The sequence below is a fragment of the Helicobacter monodelphidis genome (assembly GCF_003288845.1).
GTDB lineage: Bacteria > Campylobacterota > Campylobacteria > Campylobacterales > Helicobacteraceae > NHYN01.
On record NZ_NHYN01000056.1, the window covers coordinates 1 to 1,878 of the forward strand.

A 1,878-nucleotide genomic window follows, 5' to 3' on the forward strand; every position below is an offset into this window, starting at 1 on the left:
CTTATTCAAACAAAAAAGAGTAGAGATAATCTTTAAAGAATCAAAAGTAAGAAATAATAATAGATAGAGATACACACATTTGAATACCAGAATCCCCCACAATTCTAGTATAAATCACTTTGTTAAGGAGAAACTAAGTGGGGGAATACTAAGATAGCAACTTATGTATTTAGTTGAATAGATTAAAGAGTGTCAGAAGCTCTTTAATCAGCCTTACAATTTCTGTTAGTAATTGTAAAACACTTTTCATCTTTAACCTCCTTTCTATACTAGAATTGCATAAAAAGAAAGCCACTCCTTAACATTGATGATTATACCTCTAATATTCTAAGAGTTATATTGTGAAGATAAATATTTAAAAGATTTTGCAAGATAAATCATAACAGAGCAATAAAAGATTTTCTAAAAAATACATCAGAATAAATATTCTCCCTTGCAAAGGAGGACAATAGCAAGGGAGGGAGGACAAAAGAGGGTGTGTTTGGACACTCAAGTTGAAAATATAATAACCCTAGACTGAGTCTAGGGATTCAAGGCTTAACCTTGATTCACTTTATCTGTAAAGATTAAAGTTTAAAAGGCAACATTATGAAACATTACCAATAATATCATTGATGTGTGCAGCACTCACACCTTCTAATTCAATAATCACATCTTTGCTGGTTACAGTAGTGTTATTAGCATCTCCTTGTATGAAGAGATAAGTGCTTCCTTGAAATACAAAGGCGACTTGTGTACCTGCTGCAGCTGTTGTAGCTTCATCTGCTGCTTTGAGCATATCTCCTAATGTAATAGCATTTAAGGCAGCTTGTTGATCTGCACCGGTTAAATCTGTTCTTAGAGTAAAGACACCTGTTTCAGCTTTATTTGTAGCATAATCACCTGAGGCTGTTACACCTAAGAATCTAATGTGAGCTGCAAGGGATGTTACTGCAGCAGCACTACCTGCAACCGCTATAGTAGCACCCTCTACAGTAGCATCTATATTATCATACTTAAGTTGGAAGTTCTTCACAACATCGATGTAGTCACCTCCAGCTTGAATCTCATAGTGGTTATTGTTCTGATCGAGTCCAGTTATATAAGAAGTTGCATTCTTAGCAGGAGAATTGTCAGTACCTGGCGTAGATGTACCTTGAGCGACGGTTGCTCCTGTTGCTTCAAGCTTAATTTCTGGTACAGTTACATTAGATCCAACAGTATTTGCTTCCAATTTAAATTTACCATCACCATCAGTACCACCATTAGTAAATGTAACTCCAGCATTAGTCATAGCACTTTGAAAGGCAGTTATATCAGCACTAGTAATTGCAAACTTACCACCTTGAGATATGTCAGCGACTGTTTTTCCTTCAAAAATATATTCAATAGCTTTGTTAAAATCAGCAGTAGCAGCACCATTAGCACCTGTAAGTGTTACACTTGCAGTACCAAATGTAATTTTAATTGAGTTACCTGATGCAGCAGTTGTAGCCGCTGAGGCAGTAAATTCAAAGCTTGCTTTTGTAGCATTAGTAACCGCTGCATTATACCCATTCAAGTGGATTCTATCCATATTGATACCTTTTGCTAATTCAATGGTATCTTTACCTTGAGAACCAGTGATTTGAACAGTGCCTTGTCCTACTTTTAAGCCACCAAGTTTGATGTTTGTTCCAAGAGCTGCATCACGAAGATTAATGTTGACTTCATCACTCTTGTCTCTATTTTGATCATAATTGCTTGCTGAAGAGTATTTTAAGTCTCCATTGATTGTGAGTGTTTTAAGGTTTGCACCTTCTGAAGTAATATTAAATCTATCTGCTGCAACATTACCATTTAAAGTTAGGGTTGCTGATGTTGAGTTATTGTCAATTTTAATAGCTTGATAGCCCCATG

Annotated in this window: 1 protein-coding gene; it reads right to left on the minus strand. The window is 35.7% G+C overall.

What is annotated here, in order from left to right; translation table 11 throughout:
* Positions 1-586: 586 nt before the first annotated feature.
* The coding region (locus CCZ01_RS10530) for a hypothetical protein (protein ID WP_181566396.1) at positions 587-1,878 on the minus strand (1,292 nt) is incomplete at its 5' end.